Here is a 14,760-nt window from a genome sequence, read left to right as displayed (position 1 = left end):
CCGTTTCCTCAATTGGCGGGAGAGGCGGCGGTGGGGGCGAGCGCGGCGGCGCGCGGCGCCGCATCCGCCACCTGCGCCGTCACCTTCTGGCCGGGGCGCACCCGCATCAGCCCGCCGACCACGACGCGGTCCTCGGGATCGAGGCCGCCGCGCACGATGCGCAGCCCGTCGGACTGGCGCGGGCCGAGCTGTATCCGGGTGGAGGCGACGGTGCCGTCTTCCGCCACGGTGAACACCGCGCGGTCGGCCTGGTCGGTGATCAGCGCGGTCTCCGGCACCAGCATGGCGGGATAGGCGCCGGAGAACGGCAGGCGCACCCGGCCGAACTGGCCGGGGATGACGGCGTCGCCGGCATTGGCGATCACCGCCCGCGCCCGCAGCGTGCCGGCGCCGGCTTCCAGCCGGTTGTCGACGAAGTCGATGGTGCCCTTGTGCGGCCAGTCGCGGTCGGCCTGCCCGCGCGCCTCGACCGCGATGCGCCGGCCGTAGAGCAGCGGCAGCGTGCCGCTCTCGGCGGCCTGCCGGTAGGCCAGGAGGTCCTGCTCGCTGATGTCGAACACGAAATACAGCGGGTCGAGCGCCACCAGCGTGGTGAGGATGGCGCCGTCCGACACCAGCGCGCCGATGTCCAGCCGGCGATTGGAGATCCGGCCGGCGAAGGGCGCGCGCACCTGCGTGAAGCCGAGATCGATACCGGCGCGGGAGAGCGTGGCTTCCGCCAGCGCCCGGGCGGCGTCGGCGGCCTTCTTCTGCTGGCGTCGCTGGTCGAGCGTCGACTGCGAGACGGCGTTGGAGCTGACCAGCTGCTCGGCGCGGTTGAGTTCGAGATCGGCGAGCTCGACCTGCGCCGTGGCGCTGGCGAGCTGGGCACGCGCCTCGTCGAGCGCGGCGCGGTAGGGGCGGGGATCGATGGTAAAGAGCAGCTGGCCCGCCTCGACCAGCGCGCCGTCCTCGACATCGATGGAGGCGAGGTGGCCGGCGACGCGGCCGCGGATCTCCACCGCGGCGCTGGGTTCGAAGCGGCCGGCGAATTCGCGCCACTCGACGATTTCGCGCCGCACCGGGCGCGCGACCGTCACCGTGGGAGGCGGAGGCGTCTGGGACCGGGACGGCTGGGACGTCTGCGCCTGCGCCTCGGAGGGCAAGCCGGCCGGGATCTCGAAGACGAGATGAAAGGCGGCGAGCGCGGCGGCGACCGACAGGCCGGCGGCGAGTGTCACGGCAAGAGTGACGGGTTTGCGCATAGCTGTCCCTTGTTTGAACCGGGAGGGACGCTAGCGGGCAATTGTCGCGGAGCTTCCGCGATGCAGCATCGATTTTGTCGCCGGCTGTCGCGCGGCGTCGATGTGCCAAGAATTGTTACATTTGCAGCGGCGGCGGCCGTGGGGCCGCCGCCGGCGCGTTCATTCCGCCATCAGCGACGGCAGGCCAGTGGAGAGCCACGGCACGGCGGTAAGCAGGATGAGGAACGCGATCATGCCCCAGAAGAACGGCATGTTGGCGCGGAACACGTGCACGACGTCCTCACGGGCGATCTTGGCGGACACCAATATCGCGATGGCGACCGGCGGGGTGATCTGGCCGATCACCACCGTCACCACGATCAGCACGCCGAAATGCACGAGATCGACCTGCATGGCGATCAGCGAGGGCAGCAGCACCGGCATGATCATCGGGATCAGCGGATCGAGCACCATGCCGGCGATCAGCGCCAGCAGCAGCAGGACCAGCAGCTTCAGCGTCTGTCCCTCGAAGGGGAACAGCAGCTGCAGGCCATCGGCCAGCGCGATCGGCACCTTGGCCTGCGACAGCGCCCAGCCGAGGGCGGTGGAGAAGCCCACCACGATCAGCACCTCGCCGGTCATGATCACCCCGTCCACCGTCACCTGGCGCAGTTCCGACCAGGTGATGGAGCGGTAGACGAATTTCGACAGGACGAACGCATAGGCGAGGGCGAAGGCGCCGGCCTCGCTCGGCGTGCAGACGCCGGAGATCAGGCTGATCAGGATGAAGGCTGGCAGGCCGAGCGGCAGGATCGCCCGCTTGCCGGTGCGCCACACCTCGGCCGGCATGAACGGCCCGGCGGTGCCCCAGCCCCGGCGCGGCGCGAGGAAGGAGATCACCCCCATCATCATGCCGCCCATCAGCAGGCCCGGCACCACGCCGGCGAGGAACAGCGCGCCGAGCGAGGTTCCCGTCACCGCCGAATAGAGGATCATCGGCGAGGAGGGCGGGATCAGCACGCCGATTCCCGAGGAGGTGGCGGTGACCGCCGCGGCGAAGGGGCCGGGATAGCCGTGCTTCTTCAGGTGCGGGATGGTGACCGAGCCGGTGCCGGCGAGATCGGCCACCGAGGTGCCGATCATGCCGCCGAACAGCACCGAGGTGACCACGTCGACATGGGCGAGGCCGCCGCGCATCCAGCCGACCAGCGCCACCGCGAAGTCGAACAGCCGCTTGGCGATGCCGCCATTGTTCATGATGCCGCCGGCAAGGATGAACAGCGGCAGGGTGACGAGGATGTAGTCGGCGACGCCGGTCAGCGTCTGCTGCGGCAAAGCGAGCGACCAGCCGCCGCTGATCGACAGGAAGATGAACACCGAGGCGACCAGCGCCACGATGATCGGAAAGCCGGTCACGACCAATATGCAGAGGGCGACGAGCGAGCCGCCGGCGAGGGCGAGCATCATAGTTTCACCTCATGGGCGGGGTGGTCGGCGATCTCCTGCGCGAGGTCCTCGATATGCACCGGGGTGTGCGGCACCGCGGTGCGGTAGAGGAAGGCGATGGCCATGCCGAGCGCGGCGGCGAGAAGGCCGCCGGAGATCCAGGATTTCGGGATGTCGAGCATCGGCGTGACGTCGCGGCCGAACACCCGCATGTAGCGCCAGGAGAACCAGGCGACGCCGAGCATCAGGAGCGCGCTGGTGAGGCTGATCACCCGTCCGAGCGTGCGGGCATTGCGCTCGTTCAGCCGGCTGGTGACGATCTCGCAGCCGACCAGCGCGCCGCGCCCCGCCGCCAGCACCACGCCGACGGCGGCGATCCACACCAGCAGGATCGAGACGGCTTCCTCGGTCCAGGGCAGCGGGTTGTTGAGGAAATAGCGACCGGTGGCGTTGGCGAGCACCAGCAGGCTCAGCGCCGTCATCAGCACCACGCCGGCGGTCTCCAAGAGCCAGGAGGCCGCACCGATGAGGCTGGCGCGGCCGACAAGATCGGAGGGCGTGCGCCGCGCCTCCAGAAGCTTGAACGTCATGACGGGGTTCCTCCTTCCGTGGCGAGGCGGCGGGCGAAGAGCTGGCCATAGCCGGGCCGGGCGCCGTCGATGCCGGCGACTTCCAGGCAGTGCCAGAACGAGGCCTGCACGGCGGAGATCACCGGCTTGCCGAGCGCGGTCTCCAGCGCCTCGATGACGCCGGCGGAGCGGAAATTGGTGCAGGAGATGAAGATCGCCGTGGCGTCCGGGTGGTCGCAGGCGACCACGTGGTCGAAGACCTTCTCCAGCGGCACCTCGGCCAGCGCCCAATCCTCGTCGATGCCGAGATTGCCGCTGTTCAGCACCTTGTGGCCGTTGGATTCGAGGAAGTTGATCGCCCGCTGGTGGATGGCGTCGACATAGGGCGTGGCGAGCGCCACCGGGCCGGCCTTCACCTCGGCCAGTGCCGCGAGCGAGGCGGTGGAGGCGGTGGTGGCCTTCACCCCCGGCGCCCAGCCCTCCATGCGGCCGATCAGCGCCTTGTCATAGGCGGTGCCGTAGACGAAGGAGGCGCTGGTGCCGCCGAAGCACAGCACGTCGATCGGCGCCGAGCCGACCAGCCGGGCGGACTGCTCCAGCTCCGGCGCGTTCATCATCTGGTCGATGCCTTCCAGCGTGACCTTGGGCAGGCGCACGCGGGTGGTGTGGATCGACAGGCCCGGCGCGGCCATGGCCGCCCACTCGGCATCCATGACGATGCTGGAGGCGATGTAGATGAGGCCGAGGCGGCCGAGGGTGGCGTAGCCGTCGTAGCGGAAGCCCTCGCGGGCTTCCTCGCCAGTGATCGAAGTCATTTTGCAAAGCTCGCTCGCATTTACTTCAGGCTGGCTTCGAGCTTGGCCATGAGGTCGGGGCCGACCACCTTGGCGATCTCGCCCTTCACCGGCTCGGCGGCGGCGCGGAAGGCGGCGAGGTCCGGCGTCGTCACCGTCACGCCCTTGGACTTGAACTCGTCGACCAGGCGGGCGTCGCTGTCGTCGGAGACCTTGCGGGTGGCGGCGGCGCCGGCCTTGGCGGCCTCCTTCAGCTTGGCCTTCATCTCCGCCGTGAGCGCGTCATAGGCGGCGCCGTTCATGGCGAGGGTGATCGGCGTGTAGACGTGGTTGGTCAGCGCGATGAACTTCTGCACCTCGAAGAAGGAGAAGTCCTTGATCACCGAGAGGGGGTTCTCCTGGCCGTCCAGCGCACCCTGCTTCAGCGCCATGTAGACCTCGCCGAGCGGCATCGGGGTGGGCGCGGCGCCCAGCGTCTTGAAGGCGAGGATGCGGGTCGGGCTGCCCGGGGTGCGGATCTTCAGGCCCTTGAGGTCGGCCGGGACGTTGATCTGCTTGTTGGTGGTGGAGATGGTGCGGAAGCCGAGCTCGCCGAAGGCGAGGACCTCGAGGCCGGCCTTCTCGCGCAGCGAGGCGCCGAGCAGTTCGCCGAACTTGCCGTCGAAGGCGGCGCGGGCGGACGCCTTGTCGGCGAACAGGAACGGCGTGTCGAGCACCGAGAAGCCCTTGTCGAGGGTGACGACATCGGAGCCGAGCGGCACCACCTGCACTTCGCCGGCGCGGATAAGCTCCATCAGCGCGGTCTCGTCGCCGAGCGCGCCACCCTCGAAGAACTCGATGGCGACGCCCGAGCCGGCCGACTTGGCGAGCGCGTCGCGGAAATTGGCCAGCATGATGTTGAGCGGGTCGCCGGCATTGGTTTCCACCGCCAGGCGCAGCTTCGTCTGGGAGAACGCCGGGGAGGCCAGCCCGGCAGCGCCGAGCACAGAAGCGACGACGCCGACGGTCGCGAGCCGCTTCAGGGACGAGAGAGTGAACATGATGCGCGTTCCTTGCCCTAGAGAAAGACCGCGGATCTGTTTGCATCGGGCGTGCCAGCAGCAGAAACGTTACGGAATCCGTGCCCGTAACTCTACGTATGCCCATGGGGGAAGCAGCGATGCAGGGTGAAGGCGTTTATTTAATCAGATAAAATTATGTAGTTCTATTTCTAAGATAGGAAATATCTATTCAACTAATGCGCATTTCATCATGCAGTGGTGCGGTGAGGGGCGGATAACTTTACGGCATCGGAATAAACATGTTCAATGCTGATGATCGTATTTTCCGATGCGCAGGGATGTTTTCCCGCTGCGCGCCGACTGATCGTTGAGTTCGGTTCAACGCCGCGATGAGAAAAGCCGGGTTCGGGGTGGCGGGCGGCGGCGTTATAGGAAGGGCATGCCGTTCCGGGAATTGGCCGGGCCGTTCCGGCGGGCAGGGCAGGCGAAACCGAGGGAAGCACCATGACACATCCGGCCATCGCACCCGACCGCGTCGCGGTCGTCACCGGCGGCGCCAGCGGCATCGGGCTTGCCGCCGCCCGACGTTTCGGCGCGGCGGGCATGGCGGTGCTCGTCGTCGACCTGCCGGGCGCCACGCTTACCGAGGCGGTGGACGCACTCAAGGCCGAGGGCATCGCGGCGGTGGCGGCGCCGGCCGATGTGAGCGACCGCGCGCAGATGGCCGCCGCCAAGGCGCAGGCCGACCGCATGGGGCCGGTGACGGTGCTGATGTGCAATGCCGGCCGCGAGGGCGGTGGCGGCATCGCCGCCGACGAGGCGGTGTGGCGCCGCACGCTGGACGTCAATTTCTGGGGCGTGTTCCATGGGCTGCAACTGTTCCTGCCGGACATGGTGGGCGCCGCGCTGCCCGGCGCGGTGGTGGTGACGGGCTCCAAGCAGGGCATCACCCTGCCGCCCGGCGACACCGCCTACAATGTCTCGAAGGCGGCGCTGCGGGCGCTGGCGGAATCTCTCGCGCACGACCTCGTCAAGCAGACCGCCGGGCGGGTGAGCGCGCATCTGCTGATCCCCGGCTTCACCTATACCGGCTTCACCCGCGCCAAGGGCGTGAGCGAGAAGCCGGCCGGCGCCTGGACCTCCGAGCAGGTGGCCGACTTCATGCTGGACGGCCTAGGCAAGGCCGACTTCTACCTGCTCTGCCCCGACAATGAGGTGACGCGCGAGACCGACCTCAAGCGCATGCGCTGGGGCATGGGCGACATCGTCGAGAACCGGCCGGCATTGTCGCGCTGGCACCCCGACTACGCCGAGGCCTTCGCGGCCTATATGAAGGGCGGCGACTGACGCTGTCGGCGCGGCGCCGGAGGCAGGCGTCCGCGCGCTGTCCTGAGGCCGGGCTGGTGGGCCGTCTGGCGCGCGGGAATGTCTTTGGACGGCGGCTCGCGACGAAGGCGGCCCGGCGGGCGGTATGCAAGGTGGCGCCGCGATTCTGGGGTCGGGCGCCGGCGGCATCTTTGCCGTAGTCGCCGAGGCAGTCGATCCGGGTAGAGGGTTGCCGGCTGTCGCTCCGGCCGGTGAGCGACCTCATCGCCCCATGCCCCGGTGGCAGCCGGATCCCGCAGATGGCCCCGGGAATAGGCCGGCCGCTTGAGCCCGAGCGGATCGGCCGGTCGCCAATGATCGGCCGTGCATCGTAGGTCCGTCGACCGGCATTCGCTCGTATTGTCCATCAGATGGCTAGACGCCACGCCGCGCCGGGGCAGGGGGCCGCGCGCCGCGTGACACGGTCGGACCGGCGTTCACGAGGCGGTGCGGCGTCGCGAATTTTGTTTGCAAAAATATAATTAGTATCCTATTAATTAGCCATGGACGAGATCAGCACCCTTCGGCGGACGCTTACCGCCCAGCTTCTCCAGGCCGGCCGCCAGTGGCGCCGCATTGCCGAGCGAGAGCTGGAAGCGCTCGGCATTTCCGAGGCTTGCGCGGCGCCGCTGCTGTGGGCGGGCCGGCTGGGAGGCGGCGTGCGCCAGGTGACGCTCGCCGCCTATGTCGGCATCGAAGGACCCTCGCTGGTGCGCCTGCTCGACCAACTGGCGGCGTCCGATCTCATCGAGCGGCGCGACGACCCGACGGACCGGCGGGCCAAGACCATCTGGCTGACGCCGGCCGGCGAAAAGCTCGCCTCCCGCATCGAGGACGTGCTGGTGGATGTGCGCGGGCAGGTGCTGACCGGCATCGACCCGGCCGACCTCGAAGCGGCGCTGCGCGTGCTCAAGGCCTTTGACGACGTGTCCACCCGTTCGGTGGAGGAGGTTTCGTCGTGACCCTGCCGTCCTGGCGGGACTGGCTGTTCTCGGGAAAGGCCTTTCTCGCATCCATGCTGGCGCTCTACATCGCGCTGGCCTTCGATCTGCAACGCCCCTACTGGGCGATGGCGGCGGTGTACATCGTCGCCAATCCGCTTGCCGGCGCCACCAGCTCCAAGGGACTGTACCGCGCGCTCGGCACGCTGATCGGCGCGTCGGCGGCGGTGTTCTTCGTGCCGATCTTCGTCAACGCCCCGGAGCTGCTCAGCCTCGTCGTGGCGCTGTGGACCGGCACGCTGCTCTACATCTCCATGCTCGACCGCACGCCGCGCAGCTATGTGTTCATGCTCGCCGGCTACAGCCTGCCGCTGATCGCGCTGCCGGTCATCAGCACGCCCGACCAGATCTTCGACGTCGCGCTGGCGCGCAGCGAGGAGATCATCATCGGCATCACCTGCGCCAGCATCGTCGGTGCCGTGGTGTTTCCCACCAGCGTCGGCACCGCGCTGTCGGCGCGCATCTCCGGCTGGCTCGACGACGCGGCCTCGTGGACCGGCGAAATCCTGCGCGGCGAAGGCGCCCTGCCGAAGACGCCGCTGCGCCGGCAGAAGCTCGCCGCCGACATTACCGGCCTCGACCTGATCATCAGCCAGCTGTCCTACGACGCCGCCACACGCGACGTGCTGCCCCATGCGCGCGAGCTGCGCGGCCGGCTGCTCATGCTGCTGCCGCTGCTGTCCTCGCTGGCCGACCGGCTGCACGCGCTGAAGGCGCAGGACGGCGGCCTGCCGCCGGAATTCGCCGCGCTGCTGCAACGTGTCGCCGACTGGCTGTCAAAGGGCCGCGCCGCCGATCCCGCGATCGCCGACGAACTGATCGCCGCGATGACGGCGATGCGCCCGGAGGGCTCGGCCGAATGGTCCGAGCTGATACGGGCGAGCGCGCTCGACCGGCTTGCCGAGATCGTCGCGCTGTGGAGCGACTGCCTCAGCCTGCGCGCCGACATCGAGCGCGGCCAGCATGCCGGGCCGTGGCGTCCGCGCTTCCGCCATCGCCGGGTGGTCGGCCGGGCCCGGCATTACGATTTCGGGCTCATGCTGTTCTCCGCCGGCTCCTGCGTGGCGGCGATCCTGGTTCTCACCGCCTTCTGGATCATCAGCGGCTGGTCGAGCGGCTCGGGCGCGGTGATGATGGCGGCGGTCGCCTGCTCGTTCTTCGCCGCCATGGACCGTCCGGCGCCGTTCATCCGCACCATGGCGGTGCTGACCGCCGTCAGCGTGGTCATCGCGGCGGTGTACCAGTTCGCCATCCTGCCGATGGTGCACGATTTCGAGATGCTGGTGCTGGTGTTCGCGCCGCCCTTCCTGCTGCTCGGGCTGATCATTCCCAAACCGCAGTTCAACATGCTGGGCGTGCTGATGGCGGTGAACACCGCCTCCTTCGTGGCGATGCAGAACCGCTACAGCGTCGATTTCGCGAGCTTCGCCAATGAAGGTCTCGCGGCCATCGTCGGCATCTCCTTCGCCTTCGTCTGGACCATCGCGACCCGGCCCTTCGGGGCGGAGATCGCCGCCCGGCGGCTGGTGCAGGCCGGCTGGGCGGATCTCGCCGAGACCGCCTCCGGCCGCCACCGCGACGACCATGAGCGGCTGGCCGGCCGCATGCTCGACCGGCTGGGCCAATTGGTGCCGCGGCTCGCCATGGTCGACGACGTCGAGCTGGCGAAGGTGGACGGCTTTGCCGAGGTGCGCGTCGGCTTCAACATCGTCGAGCTGCAGAAGACGCGGCGCGAACTGAAGGATGAGGCGCGCACCGCCGTCGACGGCGTGCTCGCCAGCCTCACGGGGCTGTATCGCGCGCGCGCCGCCCGGCGCCGGTTCATCGCCCCGTCCGAACAGCTGTGCGCGGCGCTCGACGACGCGCTGCGCCTGATCGTGCCCGAGGAGGGCGGGGTGGCGCGGCGGACGCTCGACGCGCTGGTCGGCCTGCGCCGGGCGCTATTCCCCGACGTGCCGGGTCCCACGGGCGGCTTCGCCCCCAAGCATCCCGACCAGCCGACGCTGCTGGCGGCGGAGTAGGTCCATGGCCGGTGAAGTCGATATTTACGGGGTCTACATCCCAAACCTGCTGGCGCTGATGGTGGCGACGCTGCTGGTCAGCCTCGTCGTGCGGCGGGTGCTGGCCTTTCTCGGCGTCTACGCCCTCGTCTGGCACCGCGGGCTGTTCGACGTCGCCCTCTATGTCATCCTGTTACAGGGCATGTCCCTGCTGTCCCAATGGTGGCTGTCATGAAGTTCTCGTTTCGCGGCGCCATCCGCGTCATCGTCACTCTTGCCCTGGTCTTCGCCGCGATCGGCGCCGGGCGCGAGCTCTGGACCCATTACATGGACGACCCGTGGACCCGCGACGCCAAGGTGCGCGCGGACGTGGTCGGCGTCGCGCCGGACGTGTCCGGCTTCGTCAGCGAGGTGCTGGTGGAAGACAACCAGGCCGTGAAGAAGGGCGACGTGCTGTTCCGCATCGACCGCGCCCGCTTTGCCATCGCGCTGGCGCAGGCCGAGGCGGTGGTCGACGGCCGCAAGGCGACGCTCGACCAGGCGGTGCGTGACCGCGAGCGCTATGAGGAGCTGAAGGACGTCGTCTCCGAGCAGAAGACCGAGCAGATGCGGATGTCCGAGGCCGAGGCCGGCGCGTCCCTCCGCCAGGCACAGGCGGATCGCGACCTCGCCAAGCTCAATCTCGATCGCACCGAGGTGAAGGCGCCGGTCAACGGCACCATCTCCAATCTCAGCCTGCGGCCGGGCGACTATGTCACCGCCGGTACCGCCAAGGTGGCGCTGGTCGATACCGATTCACTGCGGATCGAGGGCTATTTCGAGGAGACCAAGCTCGCCCGCATCCAGGTCGGCGCGCCGGTGACGATCCGGCTGATGGGGCAGGCGGCGCCGCTGCGCGGCCATGTCGAGAGCATCGCCACCGGCATCGAGGACCGCGAGCGCACGGTGGGCACCGGGCTCTTGGCCAACATCAACCCGACCTTCAGCTGGGTGCGTCTCGCCCAACGCGTGCCGGTGCGCATCGCGCTCGACGAGACCCCGGCCAATGTGCAGCTTGTCGCCGGCCTCACCGCTACCGTGTCAGTGGGGGAAAAGTGAGGCGGGGAGACGTGAAGGGCTCCCGCCGCGATTGAAGCGGCGGGGGATGGCCGTGACGCCTGTCCGCGCACGTCCGCACGGCTGGCGGGTCACATATAGGCGCCGCCGTTGACGTGCAGGGTCTGGCCGGTGACGTAGCGCGCCGCCGGGCCGCACAGGAAGCGCACCAGCGCCGCCACCTCGTCCGGGGTGCCGCGCCGCCCGACGAGATTGGCGGTCGAGCCGTGGTGATGCGGGCGGGGCCCGCCGTCGCGCACCGTGTCGATCAGGCCGGGCGAGACGAGGTTCACCGTGATTCCATTCCCGGCCAGCTCATGGGCGAGCGCCCGGGTCAGGCCGTCCAGGCCGGCCTTGGCGGCGACGACATGGGCGCGGTTGCGCGCGCCGATATAGGCGGTGAGGCCGCCAATATTGACGATGGCCGCGGCGCCGGAACGCGACAGAGGCTCCAGCGCCGCCTTCGCCATCAGGAACGGTGCGTCGAGCGACAGCGCCATCACGCTGCGCCATTGCTCGTAGGTGAGCTCGGCGAGAGGCGCCTCGTCGCGCACGGCGGCGTTGTTGACGAGGATATCCAGCCGGCCGAACGCCTCGGTCGCCGCCTCGACCATGGCGGCGACATCGTCGGGACGGGTGACGTCGCCGAGCACGCCGACCGCCCGGCCGCCGGCCGCCGCGATGGTGTCGACGACGGCGTCGACCGAGGTCCGGTCGCGCCGCCCGGCGATCACCACCGCAGCCCCGCCTTCGGCAAGAGCGAGGGCAATGGCGCGGCCGATATTGCGCGACGCGCCGGTGACGAGCGCGACCCGCCCGGCCAGCTCCCGGCCGGAGAAGGCGAAGGCGTCGGGAACCAGGGTCATCGTGCGCCGTACCGTGCGGGCGCGAGGTCGACGCCGCCGCCCGAGGCGAGGGCGGCCAGCGCGGCCCGCAGGGCGGTGATGCCGACGCCGTCCATGCCGCCAAAGGCCAGATTGGCCTCGAACTTCGCTGCCAGCTCGGCCGCATCCAGCGGCTCGTGCGCGCCGCCGCGCATATGCGGCTGGCGGAAGCTCACCACCCTGCCGTCCCGGAGCGTGGCGTCGAGCTGGCCGGAGAAATTGCGCGGATACTCGTCGGCCGGGTCGATCTCGTAGGCGATCTTCGCCGCGAGCGCCTGCACGGCGTGATCCTGCGAGCGGGCATCGGTGAACTGGCCAAGGCCTGCCGCGCCGTCGATGAAGGCCACCGCCATGCAATAGGGGGTGGAGAACTTGCCGGCATAGCCGTTCGGCGGGCGATGCTTGCCGGCGAGCGGCTCCCACAGCCGGTGCACCGTGCCTTCGCCGACCTTGCAGCGGATCGCGACGATGTCGTCGGCGCTCACGCCGCTCGCCGCCAGCTTCAGCGCGCAGTCGACGAAGGGCTGGGTCATGGTTCCGCAGGCATAGGGCTTGAAGGCGAGGCCCTCGATGACCCAGCGCGTGCCGAGTCCTTCGGTCAGCCGGGCGAAGTCCGGTATCTTCGACGGCGCGAACGCCTTGAACATGCCGTGCGTGCCCTCGAACACCGTCGGCGGGCCGGCAAAGCCGGCGCGGGCCAGATGCACGGCGCGCAGCCCGGCCTGCGCCGCCGCGCCGGCATGCAGCCGCTTGGTGGAGGAGCCGTCGGCGAGATATTCGATGATGCCCGAGGCGAGGCTGCCGGCGATGCCCAGCGCGCGGGCGGTGGTCTCGGCATCCAGCCCGAGCACGGCGGCAACGGTGGCGGTGGCCGCCGGGGCGCCGAAGATCGCGGTGGGGTGGAAGCCGGCCTTGTGAGTCGCCTGCGGGGCGACGAGGCTGAGGCGGCACATCAGCTCCGCCCCGATGGCGATGCCGCGCATCACCGCCTCGCCGCCGATGCCGTGCTGCTCGGCCGCCGCCAGCGCCGCCGGCACCACCACGGCGCCGGGATGCACCGGGCCGCCCTCGAAGGTGTCGTCGAAATCCTCGCCATGCGCGGCGGTGCCATTGACCAGCGCCGCATCGTACATGCCGAGCCGCCGGGCATGGCCGAGCGCGGTGCAACGGCCGTCGTCGACGACGCTGGCGAGCACGGCCCGCACATAGTCGGTGTCGCGCGCGGCGACGATCAGCCCGGCGATGTCGAAAAGCAGGGCGCGGCATACCGCGCTCGCGGCGGGGGAGGGCGCGGCCGAGGCGGCGAAGGCGCCGATCGTGGCCGCGAGCGGGGCGGCGGGGAGGGGGCTGTGCTGGTTCATCCGTGCGCTTCCTGCCCGTGGGCCTTGTGGGTGTCGGCTTGCTCGGCCTTGGCCCGGCGCGCGTCGCGCAGCTCGCGGGTGAGCGAGTAGACGACGAAGCCGGTGGCGGCGAGCAGCAGCCCGACGCAGATCGGATCCTGCAGGAACACCATCATGTCGCCGCCCGACAGCACCAGCGAGCGCCGGTAGCTCGATTCCACCATGTGGCCGAGCACCACGCCGAGGATCATCGGCAGGAAGGGGAAGCCGGTGCGCCGCATGAGATAGCCGACGACGCCGAGCGCCAGCGCGAGGCCGAGGTCGAAGGTCGAGGTGTTGAGCGTGTAGATGCCCGAGAGGATGAGCGCGAAGATGAAGCCGGCGCGGTAGGGGCGCGGGCGGTTCACCAGCCACACCGCCGCCGGCAGCAGCAGCATGCCGACGCCGATCTGCGCGATGATGGCGACGAAGGAGCCGACATAGAGGCTGTCGATCACCTGCGGGTTCTGCTCGAACAGGCGCGGGCCGGGCAGCAGGCCGTGCATCAGGAGGCCGCCGAGCAGCACGGCGGTCGAGTTGGAGCTCGGTATGCCGAAGCTGAGCAGCGGGATGAGCGCGGTGCTCGCTACGGTGTTATTGGCCGTCTCCGGCGCCGCGACGCCTTCCTCGGAGCCCTTGCCGAACAGTTCCGGCGTCTTCGACCAGCGCCGCGCCTCGTTATAGGACATGAAGGCCGCGATCGAGCCGCCGCCGCCGGGGGTGAGACCCTCGAACAGGCCGAGGATGCAGCCGATGGTCTGCGAACGCTTCAGCCTGTTCATCATGGCCAGGCTGGGCAAGCGGATGCGCACCGATTCCTTCAGCTGGGTCAGCGAGGTGGAGCCGGACTGGCTCATCAGCTCGGTCAGCGCGAACAGGCCGACCATCACCAGCACCGGCTCGACGCCGTTCAGGAGGTCCGGCACGTCGAAGGTGAAGCGGCTGACGCCGGAGATCGGGTCGGTGCCGACCGTGGAGATCATCAGCCCGATCACCGCCGCCGCGAGGCCCTTCACCAGCGAGCCGCCGGTCATCGAGGCGATGACGCTGAGGCCGAGAATGCCCAGCCCGAAATAGGAGGGTGGGGTGAAGGCGAGCGCCAGCCAGGACAAGGGCTCGGTGAGCAGCACCAGCATGGCGAGGCCGAACAGGCTGCCGACCACGCCGGACATCAGCGAGATGCCGAGCGCCTCGCCGGCGCGGCCCTGCCGGTTGAGCTCATAGCCGTCGATCACGGTGGCGGCGGAGGAATTGGTGCCAGGCGTGCGGATGAGGATGGCCGGGATCGAGCCGCCATATTCGGCGCCGATATAGACGCAGGCGAGCAGCGCGATCGCCATCGCCGGGTCCATCGTGTAGGTGAAGGGCAGCACCAGCGCCATGGTGATCGAGGCGGAGATGCCCGGCAGCGCGCCGCCGAGAATGCCCCAGGTGAGGCCCATGATCGCCACCAGGATCAGCGGCGTGCCGGTGAGCAGGTGGACGATGTCCCAGAACGTCGTCATGAGAACAGTCCCTGAAACAGAGTGCCGACGGGCTGGCTGACCCCGAGAAGCTTGACGAAGACCGCCCAGTAGAACGCCGCGCCGCCCAGCGCCGCGACCGGCACCGTCCAGCGGCGCGGCGCGCCCTCATAGAGCGCGACGCCGCCGATCAGCAGCGCCACCGCGACGAGGTAGCCGACATAGGGCAGCAGCAGCACATAGGCGGCGCCGAGGGCGAGGAAGCCGAGGGCGCGCGGCAGCGTGGCGTCGCGCTCCTCGTCCTCCGGGCCGGCGGCCGCCTCGGTGCGGGCCGCGAGCACGCCCCGCACGAGAAGGATGAGCCCCAGCAAGACCAGCGCGGCGGTGAGCGCGTGCGGCAGGCCGACGGCGCCGACCTCGTCCTCCAGCGTGCTGTCGGGGATCGCTCCGGTGGCCCAGAAGTAGGTACCGGCAAGCGCGAGCAGCACCAGGCCGCTCCAGGCGTCTTTGTTCATGACGGGCCCTTTCCCGAAGCCGCGA

At 69.6% G+C, this 14,760-nt stretch carries 14 protein-coding genes; 5 read left to right on the top strand and 9 right to left on the bottom strand.

Translation table 11 applies throughout. The annotated features are described in order from the left end of the window. Nucleotides 1–8 precede the first annotated feature (8 nt). From KHC28_RS21045 to KHC28_RS21025, 5 genes are all read right to left on the bottom strand, one after another. A complete protein-coding gene (locus KHC28_RS21045; protein ID WP_214010343.1) occupies nt 9–1,244 on the bottom strand; it encodes an efflux RND transporter periplasmic adaptor subunit in 1,236 nt (411 codons plus the stop codon). A 159-nt stretch (nt 1,245–1,403) separates the two neighbouring features. Beyond that, the gene (locus tag KHC28_RS21040) at nt 1,404–2,690 is read right to left on the bottom strand and encodes a TRAP transporter large permease (RefSeq protein ID WP_246565080.1); all 1,287 of its coding nucleotides are present in this window, start codon (nt 2,688–2,690) and stop codon (nt 1,404–1,406) included. Beyond that, nucleotides 2,687–3,259, bottom strand: a complete 573-nt coding sequence (locus KHC28_RS21035) for a TRAP transporter small permease (protein ID WP_214010342.1) — start codon at nt 3,257–3,259, stop codon at nt 2,687–2,689. The genes KHC28_RS21040 and KHC28_RS21035 overlap by 4 nt, the downstream gene beginning before the upstream one ends. Beyond that, nucleotides 3,256–4,053: a maleate cis-trans isomerase family protein gene (locus KHC28_RS21030; protein WP_214010341.1), complete on the bottom strand. Its 798-nt coding sequence runs from the start codon at nt 4,051–4,053 to the stop codon at nt 3,256–3,258. Before KHC28_RS21030 ends, KHC28_RS21035 begins: the two co-directional genes overlap by 4 nt. 20 nt (nt 4,054–4,073) lie before the next feature. Then, nucleotides 4,074–5,072 (bottom strand): TRAP transporter substrate-binding protein, encoded by a 999-nt coding sequence (locus KHC28_RS21025; RefSeq protein ID WP_214010340.1) that lies wholly within the window; start codon nt 5,070–5,072, stop codon nt 4,074–4,076. A 465-nt stretch (nt 5,073–5,537) separates the two neighbouring features. On the opposite strand from KHC28_RS21025, the gene KHC28_RS21020 reads away from it, so the two are divergent. The 5 genes from KHC28_RS21020 to KHC28_RS21000 all read left to right on the top strand — a co-directional run bounded on the left by KHC28_RS21020 (nt 5,538) and on the right by KHC28_RS21000 (nt 10,497). After that, the gene (locus KHC28_RS21020; RefSeq protein ID WP_214010339.1) at nt 5,538–6,380 is read left to right on the top strand and encodes an SDR family NAD(P)-dependent oxidoreductase; all 843 of its coding nucleotides are present in this window, start codon (nt 5,538–5,540) and stop codon (nt 6,378–6,380) included. A gap of 521 nt (nt 6,381–6,901) precedes the next feature. Next, complete coding sequence (locus tag KHC28_RS21015) at nt 6,902–7,360, top strand: MarR family winged helix-turn-helix transcriptional regulator (RefSeq protein ID WP_214010338.1); 459 nt, start codon at nt 6,902–6,904, stop codon at nt 7,358–7,360. Next, nucleotides 7,357–9,420 (top strand): FUSC family protein, encoded by a 2,064-nt coding sequence (locus KHC28_RS21010; protein WP_214010337.1) that lies wholly within the window; start codon nt 7,357–7,359, stop codon nt 9,418–9,420. The genes KHC28_RS21015 and KHC28_RS21010 overlap by 4 nt, the downstream gene beginning before the upstream one ends. A 4-nt stretch (nt 9,421–9,424) precedes the next feature. Continuing rightward, a complete protein-coding gene (locus tag KHC28_RS21005; protein ID WP_214010336.1) occupies nt 9,425–9,634 on the top strand; it encodes a DUF1656 domain-containing protein in 210 nt (69 codons plus the stop codon). Then, nucleotides 9,631–10,497, top strand: coding sequence for an efflux RND transporter periplasmic adaptor subunit (locus tag KHC28_RS21000; RefSeq protein ID WP_214010335.1), 867 nt, complete (start codon nt 9,631–9,633; stop codon nt 10,495–10,497). The genes KHC28_RS21005 and KHC28_RS21000 overlap by 4 nt, the downstream gene beginning before the upstream one ends. An 89-nt stretch (nt 10,498–10,586) precedes the next feature. Here KHC28_RS21000 and KHC28_RS20995 read toward each other — a convergent pair whose 3' ends face one another. The 4 genes from KHC28_RS20995 to KHC28_RS20980 are packed head-to-tail and all read right to left on the bottom strand — an operon-like array spanning nt 10,587 to nt 14,735. Then, entirely contained in the window at nt 10,587–11,360 is a 774-nt protein-coding gene (locus tag KHC28_RS20995; protein ID WP_214010334.1) for an SDR family NAD(P)-dependent oxidoreductase, read from the bottom strand. Next, nucleotides 11,357–12,739: an MmgE/PrpD family protein gene (locus KHC28_RS20990; RefSeq protein WP_214010333.1), complete on the bottom strand. Its 1,383-nt coding sequence runs from the start codon at nt 12,737–12,739 to the stop codon at nt 11,357–11,359. The genes KHC28_RS20995 and KHC28_RS20990 overlap by 4 nt, the downstream gene beginning before the upstream one ends. Further along, nucleotides 12,736–14,262 (bottom strand): tripartite tricarboxylate transporter permease, encoded by a 1,527-nt coding sequence (locus KHC28_RS20985; protein WP_214010332.1) that lies wholly within the window; start codon nt 14,260–14,262, stop codon nt 12,736–12,738. The genes KHC28_RS20990 and KHC28_RS20985 overlap by 4 nt, the downstream gene beginning before the upstream one ends. Continuing rightward, complete coding sequence (locus tag KHC28_RS20980) at nt 14,259–14,735, bottom strand: tripartite tricarboxylate transporter TctB family protein (RefSeq protein WP_214010331.1); 477 nt, start codon at nt 14,733–14,735, stop codon at nt 14,259–14,261. Before KHC28_RS20980 ends, KHC28_RS20985 begins: the two co-directional genes overlap by 4 nt. Nucleotides 14,736–14,760: the final 25 nt, after the last annotated feature.

Source organism: Ancylobacter sonchi, from assembly GCF_018390695.1.
Classification (GTDB): domain Bacteria; phylum Pseudomonadota; class Alphaproteobacteria; order Rhizobiales; family Xanthobacteraceae; genus Ancylobacter; species Ancylobacter sonchi.
The sequence above is the reverse complement of the archived record's forward strand: the minus strand, read 5'-3'. Positions and strand labels throughout refer to the sequence as shown.